Here is a 23,286-nt window from a genome sequence, read left to right as displayed (position 1 = left end):
TCCACTATCAGTACCTGGATTATATCAGTCAAAAAACATAGCCTAACTTTTCATTTTCGGATCCAATGCATCACGTAACCCGTCACCCATCAAGTTAAAGCCCAACACCGTCAACATAATGGCAAGCCCAGGGAAAATCATTGTCCATGGGGCATTCTGCAAATAATCTTTAGAGTCAGCTAACATCTTCCCCCACTCTGGATAAGGAGCTTCAGCGCCTAATCCTAGGAATCCAAGTGCTGCCGCTTCTAAGATAGCTGTAGCAATCGCCAATGTACCTTGTACGATAACAGGCGCCATTGAGTTAGGTAAAATATGCGAAAACAGGATCCTGAAATCTTTCATCCCAATTGCTTTTGCCGCTGTAATATATTCATCCTCTTTTATGCTCAACACTTTAGATCGTATTAATCGTCCGAAGTTCGGTACGTTAATGATTGCAATAGCAATTAACGCGTTACGTAAACTTGGCCCCAATACCGATACAATCGCAATCGCCAATAAAATGGAAGGGAATGCGAGCATAATATCGAATATCCTAGAAATAATCGTATCAATCCAGCGCCCGTAATAACCAGCAATAATACCAAGGAAACTCCCCACAACAATCGAACCCACTACCGAGAAGAATCCAACTGATAACGAAATACGCGCACCGTGGATAATGCGTGAGAAAATATCACGGCCGAAGTCATCCGTTCCAAACCAGTATTCCGAAGAAGGAGGTTGCAGTCGATCCGTCATTAATTGTTCGTTGATGCCTTCTTTAGTGACAAGAGGACCGAAGAGCGCAAGTAGGATAAAGAATATCACAATGACTGCGCCTACGACCGCTACTTTACTTTTGCGAAAACCTACCCAAGCTTCCCGCCAAGGTCCTGTTGTTTTTTCTAATTTTGCTTCTGCTACTCCGTCTACCTTAGGCGTAAATTCTGACATGAACTGTTCCTCCTTCCTCAATCATACTTAATCCTCGGATCGATCAGTCCATATAGTAAATCGACGATCAGATTAATCATGACAAAGATAAATGCCACGATGAGAATGCCTGATTGAATAACAGGATAATCTCTAAAGTTGATCGCATCATAGATATAGCGTCCAATTCCAGGCCAAGCGAAGATCGTTTCCGTCAGAATAGCTCCACCAAGGAGTAGACCAATTTGCAAACCGATCACTGTCAAAACAGGAATGATTGCATTTTTTAACGCGTGCTTATACACTACCCAAAACATTTTCTGACCCTTTGCCCGTGCTGTTCGAATATAGTCGGAACGCATCACTTCTAGCATGCTCGAGCGCGTCATCCGGGCAATAATTGCCATAGGAATCGTTGCAAGCGCTAGCCCTGGTAAGATCAAATGTTTGATGACTACCCATAATTGATCAAACCTGCCTTGGATGAGCGTATCAATTATGTATAAATTGGTTATGGCGGATACGGGATCACGAACATTTTCACGTCCAGTTGTCGGCAACCATTGCAACTCAATCGCAAATGCCCACTGCCCCATTAACCCCAACCAGAAAATAGGCATGGAGACACCGACCAGTGCCAATACCATCGCTGAATAATCAAACCATGAGTTCTGGAACCAAGCAGAAATAATTCCTGCATTAATCCCTACAACGACCGCGATAATCATCGCAAATAATGCCAATTCCAATGTAGCTGCTAAATACGGCCAAACTTCATCCGCCACAGGTAGTCGCGTACGCATGGATTCGCCTAAATCACCTTTTAAAATACCACCAAGATAACTGAAATATTGTGTATACCATGGTTGATCAAGACCTAGCTTGATCGTCAAGGCTTCCACCGCTTCTTTTGTTGCTTGTTGCCCTAAAATTACTTGTGCTGGATTACCAGGAATTGCACGAATCAACATAAAAACTAGAAATGTCATACCAAGCAGGACAGGAATTAGCTGTAATAGCCTCTTAATCGTATAGTTGAACAACTCTTTCACCCCTCCGGCTCTTATCATTTATTAATCAAAGAAAGGGAGAATACTAGCTTCTCCCTCTTCTTCCATCATGTAATTTACCTATTACTTATTTGAATTCTACATTTGACAACAAATCAGAACCTGTAGGATGTGGAACGAAACCAGTTAGTTCTTTCGCTCCGCCTAACAATGGAATGGAGTGTGCAAGTGGTACCCAAGGAGCTTCTTCGTGAAGAATTTCCTGAGCTTGTTTATACAACTCTATACGCTTGTCTTCGTCTACTTCTGTTTGTGCTTCAAGGAATAACTTATGTGTTTCGTCGTTCTTAAAGTACGTGTAGTTATTACTTCCGATATTGTCTTCATCTAACAATACATATAGGAAGTTGTCTGCGTCTCCATTATCCCCAGTCCAACCAAGCATGAAAGCATCTGCTTCCCCTTTGCTTGCCTTGTCTAGGTAAGTCGCCCACTCATACGAAACGATTTTTGCTTTAATACCTACATCAGCCAAGTTGCTCTGAATTGCTTCTGCTACTTTTGTGCCGTCTGGCATGTATGGACGTGGAACCGGCATAGCCCATAGCTCCATTTCGAATCCATCTTCAAGACCTGCTTCTTTCAATAGTTCTTTCGCTTTTTCAGGATCATATGCATAATCTTCTACATCATCGTTATAACCTGAAATAGATGATGGCATAGCATTTTTCGCTACTTCTGCACGTCCTTCAAAGAATGAATCAACGATTGATTGTTTATCGATAGCATAGTTCATCGCCTGACGAACTTCTTTTTTATCAAATGGCTCACGCGTTACTGTTAATCCAAGGTACCCTACGTTCATGGAAGGACGCTCGAACAACTGCAATGTATCATTGTCTTCAATCTTTACTCCATCGGCAGGATTGATTCCATCTGCTAAATCAATTTCACCAGATAGTAAAGCGTTCAGACGAGCAGAGTTATCAGGAATTGCTTGGAAAATAATGCGATCCAATTTTGGTAACCCCTCTTGCCAGTATTCTTCGTTCTTTTCAATTGTAATTGTTTCATTTGGCTTCCACTCTACAAACTTGAATGGACCTGTTCCTACTGGATTACGCTCATACTCATCATCGCCCTTTTCAAAGGCTTCAGGACTTGAAATAGCGAACATACTCATCGCCAGATTTTTCAAGAATGGCGCTTGTGGACGTTTCAATGTAATAATCACTGTGGATTCTCCATCTGCTTTAACAGATTCAATTACGTGATCTTCATCATCTTTAAACCCACCGAACATAGAGTTATAGTATGGGAATGTATCTGAATCTCCATTAGCCCAACGCTCAAAGTTCTTTACTACTGCTTCAGCATTAAAATCAGTGCCATCATGGAATTTTACGCCTTCTTCCAATTGGAATGTATACGTCAATCCATCTTCACTTGTGTCATATTCTTTAGCAAGTCCCGGTTGAACCGTAGTATCCTGCTCCCCAAAGTTTAATAATGTTTCGAATAAATTCACTGTTACTTTAAATGTTTCCCCTTCTGTTACACGGGATGGGTCAAGAGATGTTGAATCTCCACCTCGTCCAAATACTAACGTTTTGTTCTCACTGCCGCCTTTATCCGCAGCGTCTTTGTCCTTGTCGCCACTGCCTTCTTTATCATCGCCGCCTGAACAAGCTGCCAAAGCAGTCGATAAGACAAGAAGCATGATCAACGCGAACGACCACAGTTTCCCTTTTCTCATACAGATCCCTCCAATTGTTTTTTTCTTTCTATATCATCGTTGCCTTCCGCAGTATAAAGATGGCAAGCAACAGAATGACCAGTTTTCTCCTCTGCTAATACAGGAGTTATTTTCGTACACACATCCATTTTGAAAGGACAGCGAGTGTGGAATGCACAACCGCTTGGTGGATTCGCTGGACTTGGCATATCCCCTTCAATAATGATTTGTTCCTTTTTATAATTCGGATCTGGTACAGGTACCGCAGACAATAACGCCTGTGTGTAAGGATGGAGGGGGTTTGCATAAAGCTCTTCACTCTCTGTAATCTCCACAATTTTCCCCAAGTACATGACTGCCACACGATCACTGATATGGCGTACAACTCCCAGGTCATGTGCAATGAAGATATAGGTCAAGTTAAATTCCTTTTGTAAATCCTGCATTAAGTTCAATACTTGCGCTTGAATGGATACGTCAAGCGCAGACACCGGCTCATCTGCAATAATTAACTTGGGATTCGTCATCAAAGCACGAGCTATACCAATACGCTGACGCTGGCCCCCACTGAATTGATGAGGATAACGTTTTGCGTGGTATTCACTCAAACCGACAATCCTTAAAAACTCTACTACTTTTTTGCGGCGATCCTTTGCACTGCCACCACCATGAACAATCAATGGTTCTTCTAAAATTTTGCCGATTGTATGACGAGGATTTAATGATGCATAAGGATCTTGGAAGACCATTTGGATATCTCGACGAACCGCTCGAATTTCATTAGCAGAGAGCTTAGTTAAATCTTTTCCTTGGAATTCCACAACACCCTCTGTAGGTTCTAGCAATTGCATAATTGTTCGTCCCGTTGTCGATTTTCCGCAACCACTTTCTCCTACGATTCCAAGTGTCTCTCCTTCATTTACATGAAATGACACATTATCGATTGCTTTGACATGACCCACTGTTTTACCAATCAGCCCTTTGCGAATCGGAAAGTATTTTTTCAGCCCTTCAACTCTTAACAGTGGTTTGTTCATTTGCATTCGTCACTCCTTCTTGTTCGTCATATAAGAAGCATCTCGTTTGATGATTTTCGGAGTTCCGGTACAATTCTGGTGTTTCTATCCAGCATCTAGAGAAAGCGCTTTCACATCTTGCTGCGAATCTACAGCCTTTATCAATGGATCCTGGTTTTGGCACATTACCTGGAATCGAATATAGACGATCTTTTTTATCACGCATATCCGGTACTGACTGGATCAATCCCCGTGTATAAGGGTGACAAGGATTTTCAAATATTTCTTCAGTTGGTGCTTCCTCAATGACTTGTCCTGCATACATAACGACAACGCGTTCACAAGTTTCAGCCACTACTCCTAAGTCATGTGTAATGAGTAATATCGCTGTATTCATGCGTTCATTTAAATCTCGCATCAATTTGAGGATTTGAGCTTGAATCGTTACATCAAGTGCAGTTGTCGGTTCATCCGCAATGAGTACTTTGGGATCACATACAAGCGCCATAGCAATCATGACACGCTGCCGCATACCACCGGATAACTGGTGTGGATATTCTTTCATAATTTCTTCAGAGCGAGGTAATCCGACTAGTTTCAACATTTCTATTGCCCGTTCCTTAATTTGCTTTTTCGACCACTTTTTCTGGTGAAGAGAAATAGCTTCAGACATCTGATTGCCTATTGTGAAAAGCGGATTTAACGACGTCATGGGCTCTTGAAAAATCATCGCGACGTCATTCCCACGAATCTCTCTCATTTCCTTTTCCGTTTTCTTTAGGAGATCTTGACCTTCAAAAAGGATTTCTCCTCCAGTAATTTTCCCTGGCGGACTTGGCACTAACTGCATGATAGATAAAGAAGTAACACTCTTTCCGCAGCCTGACTCTCCTACAATCCCCAAGACTTCTCCTTCTCTTACATAAAAGTCTACATGATCTACTGCTGGAATTTCTCCTGAATCCGTGAAAAAGGTCGTTTGCAAATCGTTCACTTCAAGTAATTTCTTTCTCTCGTTCATTTGCTCACCTTTTTCTATTTTTCTGAAATAACTCATTAATCATTATTATACTTTTATTCTGATTAAACGCAAGATGCTTTTTTGATAAAGTAATATATTAAGAGTATTTTGTTAAAAACAAAAGAAGTGCAATAGGTAATGTTCTACCTACGCACTTCTTAAATGAATTCAAAATAGCGGAATGTTATATTTATTCCTCTAGCTGTATAATTATTTCAACTCCCAAATTGCCTTTCCTTCCACAAAATCTGGAACTTGTAAACCTAATAACTCATATACACTGGGTGCAATATCTGTCATCGTAATTCTATTGCTCATTTCGCCAGGTGGAATCATAGGGCCGAATGCATATAAAACCGGCCGTAATGTTGATCGCTCAGGGTTTCCACCATGACTCCCCAATTCCTGCGTTGGTTCAACAGCATTTTTCGCGTCTTTGCCCATTAAAAATCCGGGAGCAGCAGATAAAAATACGTCTCCGCTATTATTACTATCGAATGCAGCATATCCTTCCTGATCCTCTGTCCAAACGGACTCATATGGATATACTTGGGACTCCTCGACGCTAGATAAGACAGATAAACTCGGATACGTATAGATCTTATCGAGCTTTTCATTTTTATTAGTAAGCCAACGTAAAATAGGATGAGCTACTTTTTTTGGATCTTGGGAAAGAGCAGTAAATACTGTCTTATTAGTAAATGTTGACACAATTTCCTTCTTTACTTGTTCATATTCTTCTTCTTTTACAATTCCTTTTTTCTCTCTGCCTTTCATATTCACATAAACATGAGCAATTGTTCCACTCGCTTCTGCATAAGCTTTCGTTTTAGACTCATCAATATTTCCCTCTTGATCTTTAACAAGTAGCCCTGCCTTTTCTAATTCTCTATTTGGTGAAAGTCTTGTATGAATTGGCTCCAATCCATGATCGGAAATAATTAATACATGATCGTCGGGGTTCAAATTATTTTTTATTCGACCAATTGCCCGATCTGCTTGGCTAAATGCCCAGTTCACATATTCTTCTTTTTCCAACACATTCGCTAATTGATATCCAGGTTGAGCAGGTTCTCTCAATAGGAACTCATGCAGTTCACTATCCACTACAGAATAATAATAGAACAGCAGGTCGGGCTGATAGTTCTCTTTAATATAAAAACTGACATCCGTCACCCAATTTGAGAATCGTTCACCCACCTGTTCATATTCTTCCCTAGTAATATCTCCATTTTTAAACGCCTCTATTTCATCAGCCGCTGGATAAAATCCGAATTCTGATTGAATTTTATCTGTAAATTGACCAGGTCCTCTATATAACCCGCCCATCACAGTCCCTTGAAATAACTGAAGTTCTTCTTTGTTCTCGGGATCTCCTTTTAGTTTCACATAAAATCCTGCACTATCAAAACCATGTAAGTTCAGTGCGACAGCAATCCAATCATTAGGTGATACTTCTTCTCCCATATTTTTTCTATCCATTGATATATAATATTTCGATTCTTTATCATCTGTTCGCAAAATATATAATTGTTTGGCAGGTGATTTTTTTATATCCAATGAAATAACTGCTTCTTCTACTTTTATTGATCCTGCATTTATTTGTTCCACGCGTTCATCATCTACTTCTGAAAACTTCAAGTTATGAAGTTTTGAATTCGCCAAAGTCCCACCCGAATAAACAGCGTAAGTAGCAGCAGATGCGTTATCAGGGTTCGAGTCAGGGAAGGAGACGGTAGCTGTGACTTTCCCTTGATTTCTTGCTTCTTTCCATATAGGTGTAACGCCTAGCGTCTGTGAAAATCCACTTTGGTCATCTTTCACTTTTTCTCCTAATGAATGATACTGATTACTGACAATTCCTGTCTTTGAAGGTCTAGCACCAGTAGACATTGCTGCATGTGAAGGGGCAGTCAAAGACGGTGTAACGGTAACAAAATCTGTAGCATAAGCTCCTTGTTGCTGAAAATTTTCTAAATTCGACATGACTCCTTTGCTTATGTAACGTTGTGCATCCTCATATCCTAAGCCGTCAAACGACACGACACTAATTGTGCCTGTTGTCTCAGCGGCTTTACTAACAGAATGGTTAATCATAACGGTCATACTACATAGAATCATAATGAAAACATTTATAGACTTAAACATATTGGCACCCCTCGCTTTATAGAACTATTCCCTTCCTGAAAAATAGGTAAACTTGCTAACTAGAAAATCATAAAAATTTCTTCATTGATTACGATTTACAAGTAAACCATTAGTAGTTCTTTAGATTTATTTTTGGTTTATTTCCCATAAAAGCCTTGCGTTTCTTTCATTTCTTTATTAATGTTTCCTTAAGGAAACATTATTTCCTTAGGGAAACTTTTATAGTTTCTCATCGTTTCTTTGGAGGTGAAAATTTGAAGCCATTTGTTCTTCCTGATTTGCCTTATGCAGTAGACGGTCTTGAACCGTATATCGATGCACGGACATTGGAAATCCACCATGGCAAACATCATCAGACGTACGTCAATAACTTGAATGCGGCTCTGGAAAATCATGAAGTGTTACAGTCCCAATCTCTTGAAACCATACTGACTGATCTCAGTCAGGTGCCCGAGGAGATTCGCACTGCCGTTCAGAACAACGGCGGTGGACATTACTGTCATAGCTTATTCTGGGAATCCATGACGCCAAAAAGTAAAGGTGAACCATCAGCAGATATTAAACGGGAAATCGAAAAGTATTTTAATTCCTTCGATAATTTCCAAGATGTCTTGTCAAAAGCGGCAATCAGTCGCTTTGGTAGTGGTTACGGCTGGTTGGTGCTTACTGACGGCGAGTTAGAAGTCATGAGCACGCCAAACCAGGATACACCATTGAAAGATGGAAAAACCCCATTACTAGTCATTGATGTATGGGAACACGCTTATTATTTGTCATACCAGAACCGCCGCCCCGAATTTGTACAAAATTGGTGGCACACTGTGGACTGGGACATTGTGAATGAGCGTTTCATCCAAGCTGCTAAAACAGCAGCAACTTAATTTTTTCTCTTTTCCTTATCTCCAGTTTTACCCTACATTCCAAAATTAGGGCTGCCAATCCGCGGAAACGGATCAGGCAGCCCGCCTTTTTATTTTCATAAAAAAACTCCCGCCACGTGTATACTGTGCGGGAGATTTTTACGATTTTATGTTTGCGACACTAAATTTTCTACTGGATTACCTTCGAGCCAAGCTAAACTTTTGTCGAACAGTTCATCTTCGAATGAATAACCGGAGAATGTATGATCTGCTTTGTCGATATACTGTTCAAACACATGTCTTGTATCTACACGTTTATTGAGTGAATTAGCATAGCGCACCGCATGTTCTTTCGGAATTTGCTCATCTTCCTTTGCATGAATAATATGCACTGGCCCTGTAAATGAGCGAACTGCTTTAAGAGGCTGGTGTTTTTTCAAATCTTTCAGGAACGTTTGACTGATCATAAACCCATGGTAGTCATGACTGCCATGTCTGGCAATTTCATGAACCGCTTTCGGTCCAAGAATCCCAGTAATATCTTCGTAAGGTTTACCTACTGGCGACCAGAGAATTAATTGTTTAATTCTAGTATCGCTTGCCGCTGTGAGCGATGCAACAGCTCCACCAAGACTGTGCCCAACTAGCGTAATGCGGTGTTGATCTATCCCTCTTATTGAGCTTAGATAATCGACCACATCCTGCACTTCCTTCAATTGGTTCGTTACTGTTACACCAGCATAATCTCCATCACTTTCACCACAACCGCTAAAATCAAAGCGGAATACCCCATATCCACGCTCCGTAAAATATCGTGCAGCTTTAACAAACAGACGGTGTTCCCCTACTTTACTGCCTACAAACCCATGAACAAATACAAGTAATGGTATGGCTTCTTTTCTATATTCAGGCAGATGCAGTGCACCGGATAAATTATGTCCCCCAGAACGAATCGTGATCATTTTTTGCATTTCTTCCACACTCCTGTCAAAATATATTATTCCAACATGTTTAATAGGTATTATACAGTTGAAATAGTTTTTAGTCAAATCCATCCTTTGATAATTCTAATTCTTACATAGAAAAAGACTCCCCTATTAGGGAGTCTGGTTAGTATATTAAAACGAATGATTAGTAAGTGGTTTCCTTTAAGTAAACACGGATCAACAATGCTCTGCCACTCTGCAAAACTACTTTAATTTACAATACCAAGCGTATTTAAGAACACCACAATAATAGTCAATGGCACTATCCACTTCATTAAAAAGTGCCAAAGCGGATAGAAACTTTTGGATTGTGTATTATACTGTGTAAACTCATCACGCACTAACACTTGGTCCATCTTACGAACAATAAACAACGCAATCAGCAAACTTCCTGCTGGAAGCAAAATATTACTGACGAGATAATCTGTCGCGTCAAAAACACTCTTATCGAATATCAGCAACCCTGATAATGTACTAGAAGACAAGGCAGAAGGAATTGCGGCAATGAATACTACCGCGCCAATTAACCAAGTTACAGACTTACGCGTACGCTTGCCACTCGCTGTCATCGCAGCCACAATGATCTCATATAAACTAAACGAAGATGTCAAAGTCGCAAACAAAAATAAAATTAAGAATAACGCCAAGAATACTTGCCCTAGCGGAAGTTGCGAAAAGACTGCTGGTAACACCATGAAGAGTAATTCCGGTCCTGCAGCCGGTTCTTGTCCGAATGCGAAGACTGCCGGGAAAATAGCTAAACCTGCTAGTAATGAAACAAATAAATTCATTCCCACTACAGAACTTGCAGATGAAGTTAGGCTAACGTCTTTCTTCAGATATGAACTGTATGTCACCATACAAGAAAATCCAACGGCTAATGAAAAGAAGGACTGTCCAAGCGCATATAATACGGACTCCCTTGTAATACTAGAGAAATCAGGTTTCAGGAAGAACGATACACCTTCCATTGCACCAGGTAACGTCAATGAACGAACGACTAAAATAATAAAAAATACAAATAATAAAGGCATCATATATTTATTCGCTTTTTCAATACCATTTTGCACACCAGAAGATACGACTAATATATTAATAATTGTAAACAAAAGCAGTCCAATTAACGTTGTTATTGGTGAACCGACAATCGAACCAAACTGTTCCGAGTAGGAAGCTCCTTCACTAATGATCTTGCCACCAATAGACAAGCCACTATATATGAATACCCAACCACCGACGACACTATAGAATGATAGTAAGAGAAAACACCCCGCTACACCGAGCTTACCAATCCATGGCCATGCACTAGCTGGCGCTAACTTTTTGTAAGCACTGATTGCTTCTCTACCCGAACCACGTCCAATAATGAATTCGGAAACCAACATCGGTAATCCAATCAAAATCGTAAACACCACGAATAATAAGAAGAACGCGCCACCACCACTCATTCCTGTAACATACGGGAATTTCCAGATTGCTCCAAGGCCAATTGCCGCGCCCGCTGAAGACATAATAAATCCAAGCTTCGAAGACCATTGTTCTTTACGTTGTTCCATTTTCTCACCCATTTCCTTTTACTTCTGCTTATTACAGTTATACTGTACTGCACCATTAGAAACAATAGCTCATTTGTATTCTTTATGGTTACGCACGACAAAAAAGACGTACCGAATCAAAATACTCCATTCGGGTACGTCTTTTTCTTCTTGAAAAACATGTTTCGGTTCGTTTTCTAGTTCATATTCTTATTCTGTTGTGCTCTAGCTTCTCCGCCTTTACGTCCGATATTCTCATAAAATTGTTTATCATACTTCTCGGAAGTAGCTTTTCCACCTTTACGTCCAATTTCTTTATAAAATTCAGTACTATGCTTTTGTGCTGTGGCTTCCCCGCCTTTACGACCAATTTGTTCATAGAACTCTTTATCATGTTTTTTAGAGGTTGCTTGTCCGCCTTTACGCCCCGCTTCTTCCAGAGACATTTTCTTTTCTTGATCTGTAGTATGTTGGTTAGCCATATATATACTTCCTCCTCGTATTCGATTTACAAAGCTTAATGAATATATTCCCAATCCACTACATGCTAAACACGAGGCGGGTTAAATAACCATGTTTCGACAGAAAGGCTTATGGAATGGAATAGTTCCCCATTCAACCATGGTAACTATAAGCTCTCGTCATATTCATGTATAAATTCTCTTTTTTGAACCAACTTACTTAGGAAGGTACTTACAGAAGGGAGAATGACCAATGGGAAGAGATGAACATAAAAAAGGAAGTAATTCAGCTGGCTCATTACCACAAACGCCAAAGAATCAAACGATTGCCGCACGCGATATGCATGAAGAGATCGCGAAAGAATTCGCTGAGTTACGTAAAGCACCCGCACAAAAAAAGCGTAAGTCATAAGTGAAAAAGACCAGGGGAAAATATAATCCCTTGGTCTTTTTTCATCATTTTCGAAGAGGAGCTTGTTCATCTATGAGTTTCTCTAGACGCTCGTCCCATTCTTCCGTTAATGTATTCCACACTCTAGTGAAATAGTTGTTTTCCGCACGATTGTAAACATAAAACTCCACACAAGGAATAAGTTGATGGTCAAGCGTTCGAGGACTCTCTATTTGATCTACAACCTTCTGTAGTGACCCTTCTGCAGCTTCTGCTCCAGTAGCAAGCAGTGTTGCCCGCAATTGTTTATCATCCAATCGATGCGCGTTTCTGGTGAATTTCCTAGCCAATCTAAATTCTTTAACTTTTGCTGTGAAGATTTTCTCAGGTTGTTGACATAAAATCGATTCGTGGCAGGCACTGTAATAAAACTTTTTTTCTGCCTTTTCTGGTGGATGTTCGTAAACACCTGATTGTAATTGCCTGACTCCAATGCTAGTCAATTCAAAACTTTCTTTACGTAACTCGATCATTTGTGCCGCTTCCATCTTAGTAAATAAATCCTCTATAAACAGTGGTTCTACAGCTAGAAATTCTGCAATTATTTTTGATTCAGATACATCTAATTTTTGAACAGTAAGTAAAATCATTTTCATTAATATATCCATTGTCGTGCGCTTAATAGTTGTGTAGGGTATATTAATGAGCTCGATCGGTAATCCCCAGCTATCTGATTTTTGTATTTGGATATCCGGCTGTCGTTGGAGTTCTTGTTGCAACCTTTTCCGAAGAGAATCCATCTACTCACCCCCTTGGATTTGCTCTACTTTGCGCAATCCACCTTGATGTTCTACTACTTCTCGTAATTGTTTATACATATCTCTCGTAGAGGCATTCTTTGTCTTAATCGTGAACATTTCAGAACTCCCCACAATAATAAGCAGTTCTCTTGCACGTGATAACGCTACGTTCAGTCGTCGATAGTCTTTGGCAAATCCAATGTCGCCATTTTTCTCACCATGATTCCTAACGAAGCTCAAAATGATAATATCCATTTCCATCCCTTGGAACTTATCTACCGAACCTGTTCGACAATGCAATTGCTGTGGTCTTATTTCCTGCTGAATCAATCGATCGATTCGCTTTACCTGTTCGCCGTAAAAACTGATTACGCCGACACTTTTCTTTTCGTCTGACTTCATTCTGCCATCTTTTTTAGCTTTTTCCGTCGCTTGTTCAATATCTAGCAAAGTATCTTGAATGATGGTTAGTTCCGCTTCATTGAAACGACTTGTCCCACCTTTGACTTGATTTTCGAAAAATGATGGGGTATTAGGTGTATCTAGCCATAGTAAATGATCTTTTCTAGCGATTTTTCTGCTTTCGAGCAGATGATCTCGTAATTCGTCTGAATTAGGAATTCCGCATTGTAACTGATAGTCCCCGTCTTTATAAAATGGTGCGATCGTTTCCATAATGTTTTCATGCATACGATACTGAATACTGAGCATCGTTTTGTTTTGCTTGGGCAACGTACGGAATAAACGTTCAAATAATGATTCATTGAGCAGTTTTTTCATTTCACGTTGCACTTCAGGATCTTTTTGTTGATCTACTAGTTCGTCCATCGTTTCTTGTCCTACGAGTGGCGGTAACTGATGATGGTCGCCCACTAGAATAACTTTTTTGCCTTTTAGCATGGGCAATAGTAATTCTGGCGGTGTTGCTTTTGATACTTCATCGATAATTACCACATCGAAGACAGGATATTCCTCCATGAACTTTTTGGAAGCTGATGCGACACATGTCGTGCCAATCACATTTGCATGATTGATATAAAGCTTTCGGATCTCATCAAGATCATAATCGTTGGCATCACGTAGTAACTCTTCCCATTGCGCCTGCAGTTGTTGTAGAATCGGAAGTTGCTGCTGTTCTCTTACTATTTCTGCTAGTTGGGGTTCAACTTGAGCAAGCACTATTTCTAATTTCTCCAATTGCTCTTTTATATCTGGTTTCAATTGAACTGCAAGCTCTTCTATTTCTTGCTGTCGTTGATGCTGTTCTTCTTGTAATTGCAGCGTTTTTTGCTCTACTGCTAGAACTTCTACTTTTTCTTGTTCAAGCTGTTGTTTAACTTGAGAACATTTTAGTTCCGAGGTAGTTATGGATGCTGTTAATTGCGTGACGTTTTTTATTTGTTGTCGGCACTCAGTGATCTTCGTTTCTAACTGATTAATTTCCTGAACAAGTTGACTTTCCTCCCACTTTTTTTCAGGTGGCTCATTGGTTTCTAGCCATTCTTTAATCTGCTTCTCCAATTCTTCCTGCTTAGTTTGTAGATGTTGCTTCTGCTCTTCTTTTCGTTGTTTATTGGCTTGAATTTCTTGAAGTTCCTGTTGTAGATACCTTAGGATTTCATGTTTCACTTCTGCAAATACTTCCTTTACAGAGTGGACTTTCTGTTGCTGAAGAGCTATTCCTTTTGCACGAACGATCTCTTCTTTACCGTAAAACAATGACATACCTTGTGCAATCTTTTGTAGAACTTCCGTTTTGGCGGATGAAATCTCTTTGTTTTGTAGCACTTTTTTTGTTGTAGGATTAATTAAAAACTTCCCCAAACGATCAATCATTTCATGCATTTCCTGAATGGTTGTAAATTTTTCCGTTGAGCGCTTCGTAATAGTTTCTACCGGGTAACGGTGCGTCTGCAAGAGAGACTGTGTTTTATTGATAGCCGTCTGAAAACGCTCATGAAGCTCTTTCCATTCTTGAAATTCATAGGAATACTCTCCACTTTCAATCGACTTGATGATTCGTTGTAAGTCGTTATTCCGCAACGTGATATGAATGGGTAATTCAATCTGGTTTTCAGCAAGCGTCATGTGGATATCTTTCATTTTTGTCTGAGACATCACATCACGATGTGTAACTTGTAGCATTTGTTCTCTGTCAGGAAGGGTTCTGTGTTCTTCTATAATCTTTTGTTGTGCTTCGGTATTACTCTGTAACTCTGCAAGCCAGTTACTATAGAATTGTGTCTGTCTTAGTAGGTGTTGCTCTTTTAACCATTTTTCTACTTGGGCTAATAATTCCTCTTTATGTAGTCCTGAATTCAACTGTTTACGTAGCTCTGCAATTTCTTTTTCGCGCTGTGCTAGGTCTATTTCAGCTTGCTCAATTCCTTGTTGCTTTTGAGAAAGCCTTCGTACAGATTGGTCGAGAAGTGATTTCCTAGAAAAGTATTCAGACTTTAGTTTTTTCAATTTTTCTTGTACTACATTTTGCATTTGCAACTGCACAGTTAACGCAATTTTCAATTCTGCGTTCTGTTTAACTTGCTCGGTTAATTGATCTGCACGTTTTTGTAATTCGGTATCTTTTGTTCGATAAACAGCACGTGTCGCTCGTACGGTTTCTATGGTTTCATTTCTCCAGTGCAACGCTACATTTTCCTCCATGAAGCGCTTGCCCTCTTCTTCAATACTTTCTGATCGTCCATAGCGTAAAATACGCGTGGCAGGATCTGTCAGTAATCGACCGAGTGCGTTATCCACCGCTAGGTTTGATTGCGATGCGACAAGTGTCCGCAAGCCAGCTTTGACGTTTTGATGGCAAATTTCGGAAATCACTGTTGTTTTTCCTGTCCCAGGCGGACCTTGGATAACATACAAATCATGTGCTTTCATCGCTCCCGATACTGCTTCTCGTTGGAATTCATTCAAATTATTATGGAACTCCAGTTGCGGCTGTTTATTAGTAATTTGCACAACAGGTCGTTCTTCAAATAAAACCTTTTCCAAATTCGCATTTGCAGCTAGACCGTCTTGTAAGTCTTTGAATCCTTTACGTAAGCGACGAATCTGACTTAATTCAGCAAAGTTCGTCAACACAAGACTTTTGTTACGTGTTGGTAACCATTGTTCGGATCGCGCTTTCTTTTGAAACCGTTGATTAAGTTCTACGACGATAATCTTTTGACCTTTTTGAGCATCGACAATTTGACCGATTTCAGTAGAAAGTTCATTCATTTTCACACTAAATCCACGGAGTTGCTTCCAGTTTTTCGTTTGTAAATCATTACATTGTAGACGTACTTTTGTAAAATCACTGGTGAAACTGGCTTGGCTAAATGTACAGGAGATATCCGCTACATCCGCATTTTTCTCCGCAATTTGTAAATAGCCTTCCCAACTTTCAATTCGCTTTTTTACATATTCTGAACGCTCTTCTGCAATTGGTAATTGACGTAACTTCGTATAGAATTCGATTGGCAGTGCTACTCCTGCGCGATGTAACTTAAACTTTATTGATGTATGCAGCCGCCGATTTGTCTGGACGGGCTCTTTTGTGCCTCTAACATGAAAGCCCGTAGCTAGCAGACCGTCCGGTTTCAGTACGCATTCCATAACCGCCACACGTTGCTGAACTTCTTTAGCAAACTTTTTATTTGTGAGTGGATCAAAAAATAGCTCATAGGATTGGTTCCCCATACGATTCTCCGGTTTCTTTTCAATATGTATATCAAAAGCAGGCTCTGAAGAAACGAAAGCCTCTTCACTTAAAAACCACTGTTCTAAACCTTTTCGTGCGTTTTTTGTTATATCAAGACTGCAAAGTATCATGTCTTTATTTTTCAGCATATTCATATTCGTACATTCTTTTCAATATAGGGCTTTACTTCAGCAAGATCACACATCATGCTTCTCCCTGTTATTCCCTTGTTCAAAGCTCTCACCTCAGTCCTCTATTATAGATCATAAGTGCATATACCGCGAGTAAGAAAAATCTTAGAAAAACTTTTAAAATTAATTTTAAAAAAGATGTTTAGGAATGATTTGCATGGGTATACTATTACTACAAGGCAAACTGAAGGAGCTAGTCAGAGAAGTAAGCTGCTAGATCCGGAAGAGATGCACAGCCTTGGCGGAAAATTTTTCTTTACTGGCAAGTGGTACACTCGGTTTGGGAATCTGCTTTTTAGATTCCAACAGAAAGACAGGTTTACCAGGTAATGCGAAAGAAGTTTTTTGTGTAAGTGCAAGTGAAATACCTGCTTCAAAGAAGTTAAGCAGTGTAGGATGCAAGACGCATACGACGAGGGTACAATATCGTCAGTATGGAGTAATCGCAACATAAAATTTTCCGCATAGTAAGAAAAGAGCAGTCAGTGATTGAGAGTTTTCAATCGCTGACTGTTTTTTATTTTTTCCCTCTCCAAAGTGATTTGTTTAGCATGATTGAAAACTGGGAAAACAATGTATAAGAAACAATTACGAGGAGGAGTACGTTATGAAAAAAAGAATGGCTTTGACTGCAATTGGTTTAGGCGCGGCATTTTTAATGCGCAACAAAGATGCGCGGGACAAATTGTCTCGTCAATTTGACGAGTTCAATGACACTCCTCTGCGCGGAGATCGTAAGGACCATCAACAGCAATCAGAACCGAATAAAGGATTATTAGGTAGATTTTTAAATTAAAACATTCGATTATAAAGGAGCAGATCTGCATGAGTGAAGATAAAAAAGTATTTACAGAAAAAGATCGCAACCAGGCAAAGGGCGGTTACATGGATAACCCTGAAAATTTAAAGACTGATAAAGAAAGCATTTACGATATGCATGAGGATATGCAGACCGTAGACGCTATTCCATTAGAAGATGTTCGTATGGAAGAGGAAGAAGAAAGAAATCATCGTGAGACAAAAGATCGTTCATCAAGCGAAGAAAAATTCGATAGAAAATAATCACATTAAACTAAAGACCACAGCCCACTCTTGAATTAAGAGCAGGCTGTGGTCTTTAGATTTCATTAGAAACTCTAGAATCATGATGCTGTCTTTATTTCATGCAATGGTTTTTACACCATTTTCAAAAGCGCTTCCGACCCAATCATACCTGCTGTGATACCGTATTGTTCAGCCTCAAGTGTGACTGATTCCAGCGGTGCTGCAAGCAATTGCTCAATCGTTTTTACGCCAACAGCACGACCCGCAACAATTTTGCGGTCCGCTAGCACACTATTTAATAATCCTACATCGAGTGCACCACACATAATATACCCTTTGTCATTCGATACTGTAAGTAATGTCGTTTTCGGTAATTTTACCGTAACTGCTTGAAATGACTGTCCATCTATAGAAATTCTTTGGTGTTCGATCAAGACACCCACCCCTTTCTTTATCAACATATGATAATAAATTTAAAATGTGCAAAACAAAAAACATCTTACGCACCGCATGCATGAGATGTTTTTTCCTCTATAATAAATCGTTGAAGCTGTACTTCTTTATCAAATCCACTTAACTGTGCTGTGAAAGATTCACCTACTAAATGGCCTATTTCCGGCCGTTCACTTATCAGCCGGTCATATACATCTCGATGAATGATTACATCTCCACCCGTACTCTGATGCTGGATGCGAGCTGCTTTGTTAACCGTCCCCCCGAAATAATCCAATAAGTCATTGGCATTTACTGCGATTACAGAGCCTGTATGGAAACCGACTTTAATTTTCACAGGCTGAGACAGCTTTTGATTTAACTGACTTATTCCTCGCTGTATAGCGAGTGCTGCGTCAAATGCATCATGCTCACTTGTAAAGGCCCCCATCACCGAGTCTCCTATCGTTTTGACAATAGTTCCTTTGTGATTTCTTATACAACGCGTCAAATATTCAAAATGCTTTTGAACATCGGAGTAAGCTTTTGCGTCCCCAATCTCTTCATACAGCCTCGTGGAATTTTTTAAGTCCGTGAATAAGATGGACATATGTCCAACACCAATTTGAAGCCCTGGCGCCAACACTTCTGTCCCAAGTAAATCACGGAACAACTGAAGAGAAGTAACTTCCCGCGCAGTTAATGCCTCATCATCCCAGTCCTTTTTCTCGAACACTACAATGATCTCTTTGGTAGTTTTATTAACAATAGTAAAACGCTTTGCGTCAGGTATTTCCGTTTGTAAAAAGCCTTTAGCAGAGTATATAATTTCAGCTTTTTCGACTACTTCATTCGTCATATCGATTGCATCATTATACTTCAGGACACGACATCTAAGAACTTCATTAAATTTTGGCCAATCAATTATTTTATTTTCCTGAGGGGCGACCTTGAATTGCGCCAGTACATGGGGAGTCTCGACAGGACCATTTATACAATAGATATCTCGACTAACTTTACGAATGCCGGCATTTACGTGAAATTTCATCTCTACATAACGGTCAAAATCCAAATCAAAGTCTACTCCACACAATTCGCAATGTACTTTGTCAGTTAGTTGTTTTAATGCGGCAGCCTTTCCCTTAGGCACACGACAATTTGGACACATCAAGTTCCAATCATAATCAAGCAAACCTACTGCATTGGCAAATAAAAATAATTCAACGGAAGCAAATCGGTCGAACTGGTGAATTCTTGCCCAGCGGTAAGGTTGCATTTCAGATACTTCTTCATTGGACCCTTCACAAATTGTATGTTCTAAGGCATCGATCATGTCAGTGTTAGGATATGCACCTTTTAACAGAGAAATCGCATGGGCCAGGCTTGTACTTTCTAGCTCTACTCTTGTCTCTCCAAGAGGTTTTTTTGTACCTTGCGTTTTTGCATATTCCATAGCATACGTGATCATTCTTCGAAGTTGGGGATAGATAGTAGCTCGTAGCGCAATTCTTCCCAGTAAGTTTTTGCAAATGAAGTCACCTTCTAAATATATCTTTGTTTCATTCTCAGATATATAAACCATACGAATAGTCCAGAAAACGGAATGGAAAGGTCCTTCGATATAATGACGCTCCAGTGTGTAGTGAGAATATCTCACCCATTCACTTACATGTTCTTTCCATTTCAATGACATCATTTTAAATATCTTGGCATCCGCCCATCGAATAATTCTTTCATCTTCTTCTGTAAACTGCGCAAAATTGACAGGAAAGATGCCAACGTATTTATTTAATTCATTCGTATTAGCTAATAATTCCCACGCTGCGTTTAGTGATAAATTCACAATTTGTTCTTCACGAAAGGTTACTAGCTTCTTCATACCAGCTCTTCACTTCCATCTACAAACTCATCGCGGATTAAGATAAATTGATCTAAATTCTCTAAGAATATATCCACGAGTCGTCCATCAAATTGTTTATTGCGTTCTTCTTTCATATAAGCTGTAATTTTTTCTAGCGGCCAAGCCTTTTTGTACACTCGGTCGCTTCCCAATGCGTCAAATACGTCTGCAACTGCAGTAATTCGGCCGTATATATGAATGTCCTCCGCTCGTTTACCTTCTGGATAGCCTTGGCCATCCCATCGTTCGTGATGTTCATTGGCAATGATCGCAGCGATTTGTAGTAATTCACGTTTTGACTTCTTGAAAACATTATGACCGATTGTTGTATGCTGTTTCATTAATTCAAATTCATTTTCAGTCAATTTTCCCGGTTTCAATAAGATGCTATCTGGAATTGCGACTTTCCCAATATCATGCATTGGCGAAGCATATTTCAATTTTAGCGCCTCGGCTTCCGATATTCCTGAAAGACACGCCAACAAATATGAATATTTCGCTACCCGCTTTACATGAAAGCCTGTTTCCTGAGAACGACTTTCTCCAATTTCACCCATTCGAACTATGATTTCTTTCTGTGTTTCCACTAGTTCATTACGTAAAATGAATGCTTCAAGTGATTTCCCTGTAAAGTTAGAGGCAATCTTTAACACTTTTAAATCCTCAATTGAAAAAAATTGTGATTCCGTCTGTTTATTAATGGCTTGAAAGGCACCAATAATTTCTCCTTCTGCATTATGGAATGGAATACAGATGATAGAAGTAGTATGATAACCCGTTTCTATATCGACCCTACGATTAAATCGCTGATCTGAGTAGGCATCCTCAATTAATAGTGCCTCCCCAGTCTTCACACAATGACCGACAATTCCACTATCATCCGGTATACTAATCTTTTTAACTCCGTGACCACCTACTGTCCACAGTATCTTCTCGTTCGCTTCATGCAACCAGACAGAACAGCGATCCGCCGCAACAAGTTGTTTTCCTAAATCCGCAAGATTCATAACCATCTTTTTTATATTCGTTTCAACTGATATTTTTGCCATATATTCAAAAATGACCGCCAATAAGCGATCAGAATTTGTGCCCGATGTTTTGTTGTTCATAAATAAATTTGATGAAGTCGGCACATCCAATGCCCCCTTTAGAAAAAAATAGGTTTTCTATCTATTTCCTTTGTATGTTAATATTAGCATGATAAGAGTATAAAATATAGTTACTTTGTTACACCTTTCATATTTAGGGGGAATCAAATGAATCTTTTTACTTACTTACTACTCGGTCATTTAGTCGGGGATTATTTGCTTCAAAATTATTGGATGGCTATGAATAAGGCTAACAAATGGATTCCTTTATTGACACATTGTTTAGTTTATACCCTCTCAATTTTTACGGCTATTGTTATTAGTGGATTTGAAGTTTCCTGGCTAGCACTTGCTATCATTTATATCAGTCATGCCTTTTTAGACAAACGTTTTTTCGTCTTCTGGTGGGTCCGAACCATAATGGGCGTTAAAAACCCTGAAGGTAATTGGTTGCTGATTATAACCGATCAAATTTTTCATTTATTAATTTTAGGTTTAATTGTGCATCTTCTCTACTAGTAAAATGGTATCTCTTTTTTAATACTCACTTCTCAAACCTCTATTTTTTGTCCAAAACAAGAACTTAAGTCATATATTACTTTCAAAAAATAGAAGAAAACTCTTGTAATTCACTTTCTTCAGCTTTATTATAGAAAAATGTTGCGAAGTAGATTCGTACCAAACAATCATAAGGAGTGTGGTCTGATGGGAAACGTTACAAGAGAAGATATTTATCAATTCGTGAAAGAAAATAATGTCAATTTCATCCGTCTTCAGTTTACTGATATTTTTGGCATGATTAAGAATGTAGAAATTCCGATCAGCCAGCTCGAAAAAGCGCTTGACAATAAAATGATGTTTGACGGATCTTCTATTGAAGGTTTTGTACGGATTGAAGAATCGGATATGTATTTAGTACCTGATTTGGATACATGGATGGTATTTCCTTGGCCTTCAGGTACTGGAAGAGTGGCACGCTTAATCTGCGATGTCTACTTAGCGAATGGTGAACCATTTTCTGGAGATCCCCGTGGTAATTTAAAGCGGATCATTGAAGAAATGAAAGGGCTTGGATTTACTGATTTCAACTTAGGACCTGAACCGGAATTCTTTCTATTTAAACTAGATGCAAATAAGCAACCGACAATGGAGCTGAATGACCATGGTGACTATTTTGATTTGGCACCCATCGATCTAGGCGAAAATTGTCGTAGAGATATTGTGTTGGAACTTGAAGAATTAGGATTTGAAGTGGAAGCTTCCCATCATGAAGCGGCGCCTGGACAACATGAAATTGATTTTAAATATGCTGATGTATTAACTGCTTGCGATCATATTCAAACCTTTAAACTAGTCGTTAAGACGATAGCACGTAAACACGGATTACATGCCACATTCATGCCTAAGCCCTTATACGGTGTGAGTGGCTCGGGCATGCATTGCAATGTTTCTCTATTTAAAGATGGTGAGAATGTCTTTTTTGATGAAAATGGCGAACGTCAATTGAGTGAAACTGCTTATCATTTCATGGCCGGCGTATTGGAACATGTACGGGGCTTCACCGCCATCACAAATCCAACCGTCAATTCTTATAAACGTTTGGTGCCTGGCTACGAAGCGCCTTGCTACGTTGCTTGGTCTTCACAGAACCGTAGTCCATTGATCCGCATACCCGCATCACGTGGAATGAGTACACGTGTTGAAGTGCGTTCTGTCGATTCTTCGGCTAATCCTTATTTGGCAATGGCCGTTATATTAAAAGCTGGTCTTGATGGTATTAAGCGCAAGCTGACTCCACCAGCTCCTGTTGATCGCAATATTTATGAGATGAAGGCAGATGAGCTTGCAGAAAACAACATTGGGTTATTACCGACTGACCTTGACCATGCACTCATCGCCCTATCGGAAGACTTGATTATACAAGACGCACTGGGTTCACATATTTATGCGAACTTCAGTGAAGCAAAACATCAAGAATGGGAAAGCTACCGAATTACGGTGCATCCATGGGAGCTTGAACGATATATGAAGATGTATTAATAGGTCTTCACAA

General features: G+C 39.6%; 21 protein-coding genes. 7 read left to right on the top strand and 14 right to left on the bottom strand.

Translation table 11 applies throughout. From position 1 onward, the window contains the following. Positions 1-42: 42 nt before the first annotated feature. The 6 genes from nikC to CSV64_RS11945 form a co-directional block, all read right to left on the bottom strand. A complete protein-coding gene (gene nikC, locus CSV64_RS11970) occupies positions 43-939 on the bottom strand; it encodes a nickel transporter permease (protein ID WP_099634752.1) in 897 nt (298 codons plus the stop codon). A gap of 17 nt (positions 940-956) precedes the next feature. After that, complete coding sequence (locus tag CSV64_RS11965) at positions 957-1,988, bottom strand: ABC transporter permease (protein WP_369802936.1); 1,032 nt, start codon at positions 1,986-1,988, stop codon at positions 957-959. Between the two features lie 67 nt (positions 1,989-2,055). Beyond that, positions 2,056-3,684, bottom strand: coding sequence for an ABC transporter substrate-binding protein (locus tag CSV64_RS11960; protein WP_099634754.1), 1,629 nt, complete (start codon positions 3,682-3,684; stop codon positions 2,056-2,058). Continuing rightward, positions 3,681-4,700: an ABC transporter ATP-binding protein gene (locus CSV64_RS11955; protein ID WP_099634791.1), complete on the bottom strand. Its 1,020-nt coding sequence runs from the start codon at positions 4,698-4,700 to the stop codon at positions 3,681-3,683. Before CSV64_RS11955 ends, CSV64_RS11960 begins: the two co-directional genes overlap by 4 nt. Further along, positions 4,675-5,700, bottom strand: a complete 1,026-nt coding sequence (locus CSV64_RS11950; RefSeq protein ID WP_099634792.1) for an ABC transporter ATP-binding protein — start codon at positions 5,698-5,700, stop codon at positions 4,675-4,677. The genes CSV64_RS11955 and CSV64_RS11950 overlap by 26 nt, the downstream gene beginning before the upstream one ends. A gap of 210 nt (positions 5,701-5,910) precedes the next feature. Beyond that, positions 5,911-7,848 carry an alkaline phosphatase family protein gene (locus tag CSV64_RS11945; protein WP_099634755.1) on the bottom strand — a complete coding sequence of 646 codons (1,938 nt, stop codon included), beginning with the start codon at positions 7,846-7,848 and terminating at the stop codon, positions 5,911-5,913. Positions 7,849-8,102: 254 nt separating this feature from the next. Between CSV64_RS11945 and CSV64_RS11940 the strand changes: the two genes are divergently transcribed. After that, positions 8,103-8,729 (top strand): superoxide dismutase, encoded by a 627-nt coding sequence (locus CSV64_RS11940; protein WP_099634756.1) that lies wholly within the window; start codon positions 8,103-8,105, stop codon positions 8,727-8,729. Positions 8,730-8,875: 146 nt separating this feature from the next. Here the strand turns inward: CSV64_RS11940 and CSV64_RS11935 are convergent, their stop codons facing one another. The 3 genes from CSV64_RS11935 to CSV64_RS11925 all read right to left on the bottom strand — a co-directional run bounded on the left by CSV64_RS11935 (position 8,876) and on the right by CSV64_RS11925 (position 11,711). Further along, positions 8,876-9,679 (bottom strand): alpha/beta hydrolase, encoded by an 804-nt coding sequence (locus CSV64_RS11935; RefSeq protein WP_158233041.1) that lies wholly within the window; start codon positions 9,677-9,679, stop codon positions 8,876-8,878. A 224-nt stretch (positions 9,680-9,903) separates the two neighbouring features. Next, positions 9,904-11,250: a sodium-dependent transporter gene (locus CSV64_RS11930; RefSeq protein WP_099634793.1), complete on the bottom strand. Its 1,347-nt coding sequence runs from the start codon at positions 11,248-11,250 to the stop codon at positions 9,904-9,906. A gap of 176 nt (positions 11,251-11,426) precedes the next feature. After that, positions 11,427-11,711 (bottom strand): con-10 family general stress protein, encoded by a 285-nt coding sequence (locus tag CSV64_RS11925; protein ID WP_099634758.1) that lies wholly within the window; start codon positions 11,709-11,711, stop codon positions 11,427-11,429. Positions 11,712-11,943: 232 nt separating this feature from the next. Between CSV64_RS11925 and CSV64_RS16755 the strand changes: the two genes are divergently transcribed. After that, positions 11,944-12,102, top strand: a complete 159-nt coding sequence (locus CSV64_RS16755; protein WP_199168529.1) for a YfhD family protein — start codon at positions 11,944-11,946, stop codon at positions 12,100-12,102. A 44-nt stretch (positions 12,103-12,146) separates the two neighbouring features. Here CSV64_RS16755 and CSV64_RS11920 read toward each other — a convergent pair whose 3' ends face one another. Together CSV64_RS11920 and CSV64_RS11915 are read right to left on the bottom strand one after the other, a co-directional pair. Further along, on the bottom strand, positions 12,147-12,881 hold the full coding sequence (locus tag CSV64_RS11920) for a hypothetical protein (RefSeq protein WP_099634759.1): 735 nt from the start codon (positions 12,879-12,881) through the stop codon (positions 12,147-12,149). Then, positions 12,882-16,733, bottom strand: coding sequence for an AAA domain-containing protein (locus tag CSV64_RS11915; protein ID WP_099634760.1), 3,852 nt, complete (start codon positions 16,731-16,733; stop codon positions 12,882-12,884). A 274-nt stretch (positions 16,734-17,007) separates the two neighbouring features. Between CSV64_RS11915 and CSV64_RS11910 the strand changes: the two genes are divergently transcribed. The 3 genes from CSV64_RS11910 to CSV64_RS11900 all read left to right on the top strand — a co-directional run bounded on the left by CSV64_RS11910 (position 17,008) and on the right by CSV64_RS11900 (position 17,831). Then, positions 17,008-17,223 (top strand): hypothetical protein, encoded by a 216-nt coding sequence (locus CSV64_RS11910; protein ID WP_099634761.1) that lies wholly within the window; start codon positions 17,008-17,010, stop codon positions 17,221-17,223. Between the two features lie 153 nt (positions 17,224-17,376). Beyond that, positions 17,377-17,565 carry a hypothetical protein gene (locus CSV64_RS11905; RefSeq protein ID WP_099634762.1) on the top strand — a complete coding sequence of 63 codons (189 nt, stop codon included), beginning with the start codon at positions 17,377-17,379 and terminating at the stop codon, positions 17,563-17,565. A gap of 29 nt (positions 17,566-17,594) precedes the next feature. Beyond that, positions 17,595-17,831 carry a hypothetical protein gene (locus CSV64_RS11900; protein WP_099634763.1) on the top strand — a complete coding sequence of 79 codons (237 nt, stop codon included), beginning with the start codon at positions 17,595-17,597 and terminating at the stop codon, positions 17,829-17,831. Between the two features lie 113 nt (positions 17,832-17,944). On the opposite strand, the gene CSV64_RS11895 is transcribed toward CSV64_RS11900, so the two are convergent. From CSV64_RS11895 to CSV64_RS11885, 3 genes are read right to left on the bottom strand one after another with little or no spacing between them, the layout of a single operon-like run. After that, positions 17,945-18,274 carry a YunC family protein gene (locus CSV64_RS11895; protein ID WP_099634764.1) on the bottom strand — a complete coding sequence of 110 codons (330 nt, stop codon included), beginning with the start codon at positions 18,272-18,274 and terminating at the stop codon, positions 17,945-17,947. A gap of 38 nt (positions 18,275-18,312) precedes the next feature. Further along, entirely contained in the window at positions 18,313-20,124 is a 1,812-nt protein-coding gene (locus CSV64_RS11890) for an adenylate/guanylate cyclase domain-containing protein (RefSeq protein WP_099634765.1), read from the bottom strand. Beyond that, the gene (locus tag CSV64_RS11885; protein WP_233190456.1) at positions 20,121-21,278 is read right to left on the bottom strand and encodes an HD domain-containing phosphohydrolase; all 1,158 of its coding nucleotides are present in this window, start codon (positions 21,276-21,278) and stop codon (positions 20,121-20,123) included. The genes CSV64_RS11890 and CSV64_RS11885 overlap by 4 nt, the downstream gene beginning before the upstream one ends. Positions 21,279-21,401: 123 nt before the next feature. Here CSV64_RS11885 and CSV64_RS11880 point away from each other — a divergent pair, with 123 nt between their 5' ends. Continuing rightward, positions 21,402-21,752, top strand: coding sequence for a DUF3307 domain-containing protein (locus tag CSV64_RS11880; RefSeq protein WP_099634766.1), 351 nt, complete (start codon positions 21,402-21,404; stop codon positions 21,750-21,752). A gap of 186 nt (positions 21,753-21,938) precedes the next feature. Beyond that, positions 21,939-23,273 carry a type I glutamate--ammonia ligase gene (glnA, locus tag CSV64_RS11875; protein ID WP_099634767.1) on the top strand — a complete coding sequence of 445 codons (1,335 nt, stop codon included), beginning with the start codon at positions 21,939-21,941 and terminating at the stop codon, positions 23,271-23,273. The last annotated feature ends 13 nt before the right edge of the window (positions 23,274-23,286 follow it).

Origin of the sequence: Sporosarcina sp. P32b, assembly GCF_002743335.1 — a bacterium.
In the GTDB taxonomy this organism is placed as follows: Bacteria; Bacillota; Bacilli; order Bacillales_A; family Planococcaceae; genus Sporosarcina.
This window is presented reverse-complemented; position numbering and strand designations above follow the sequence as displayed.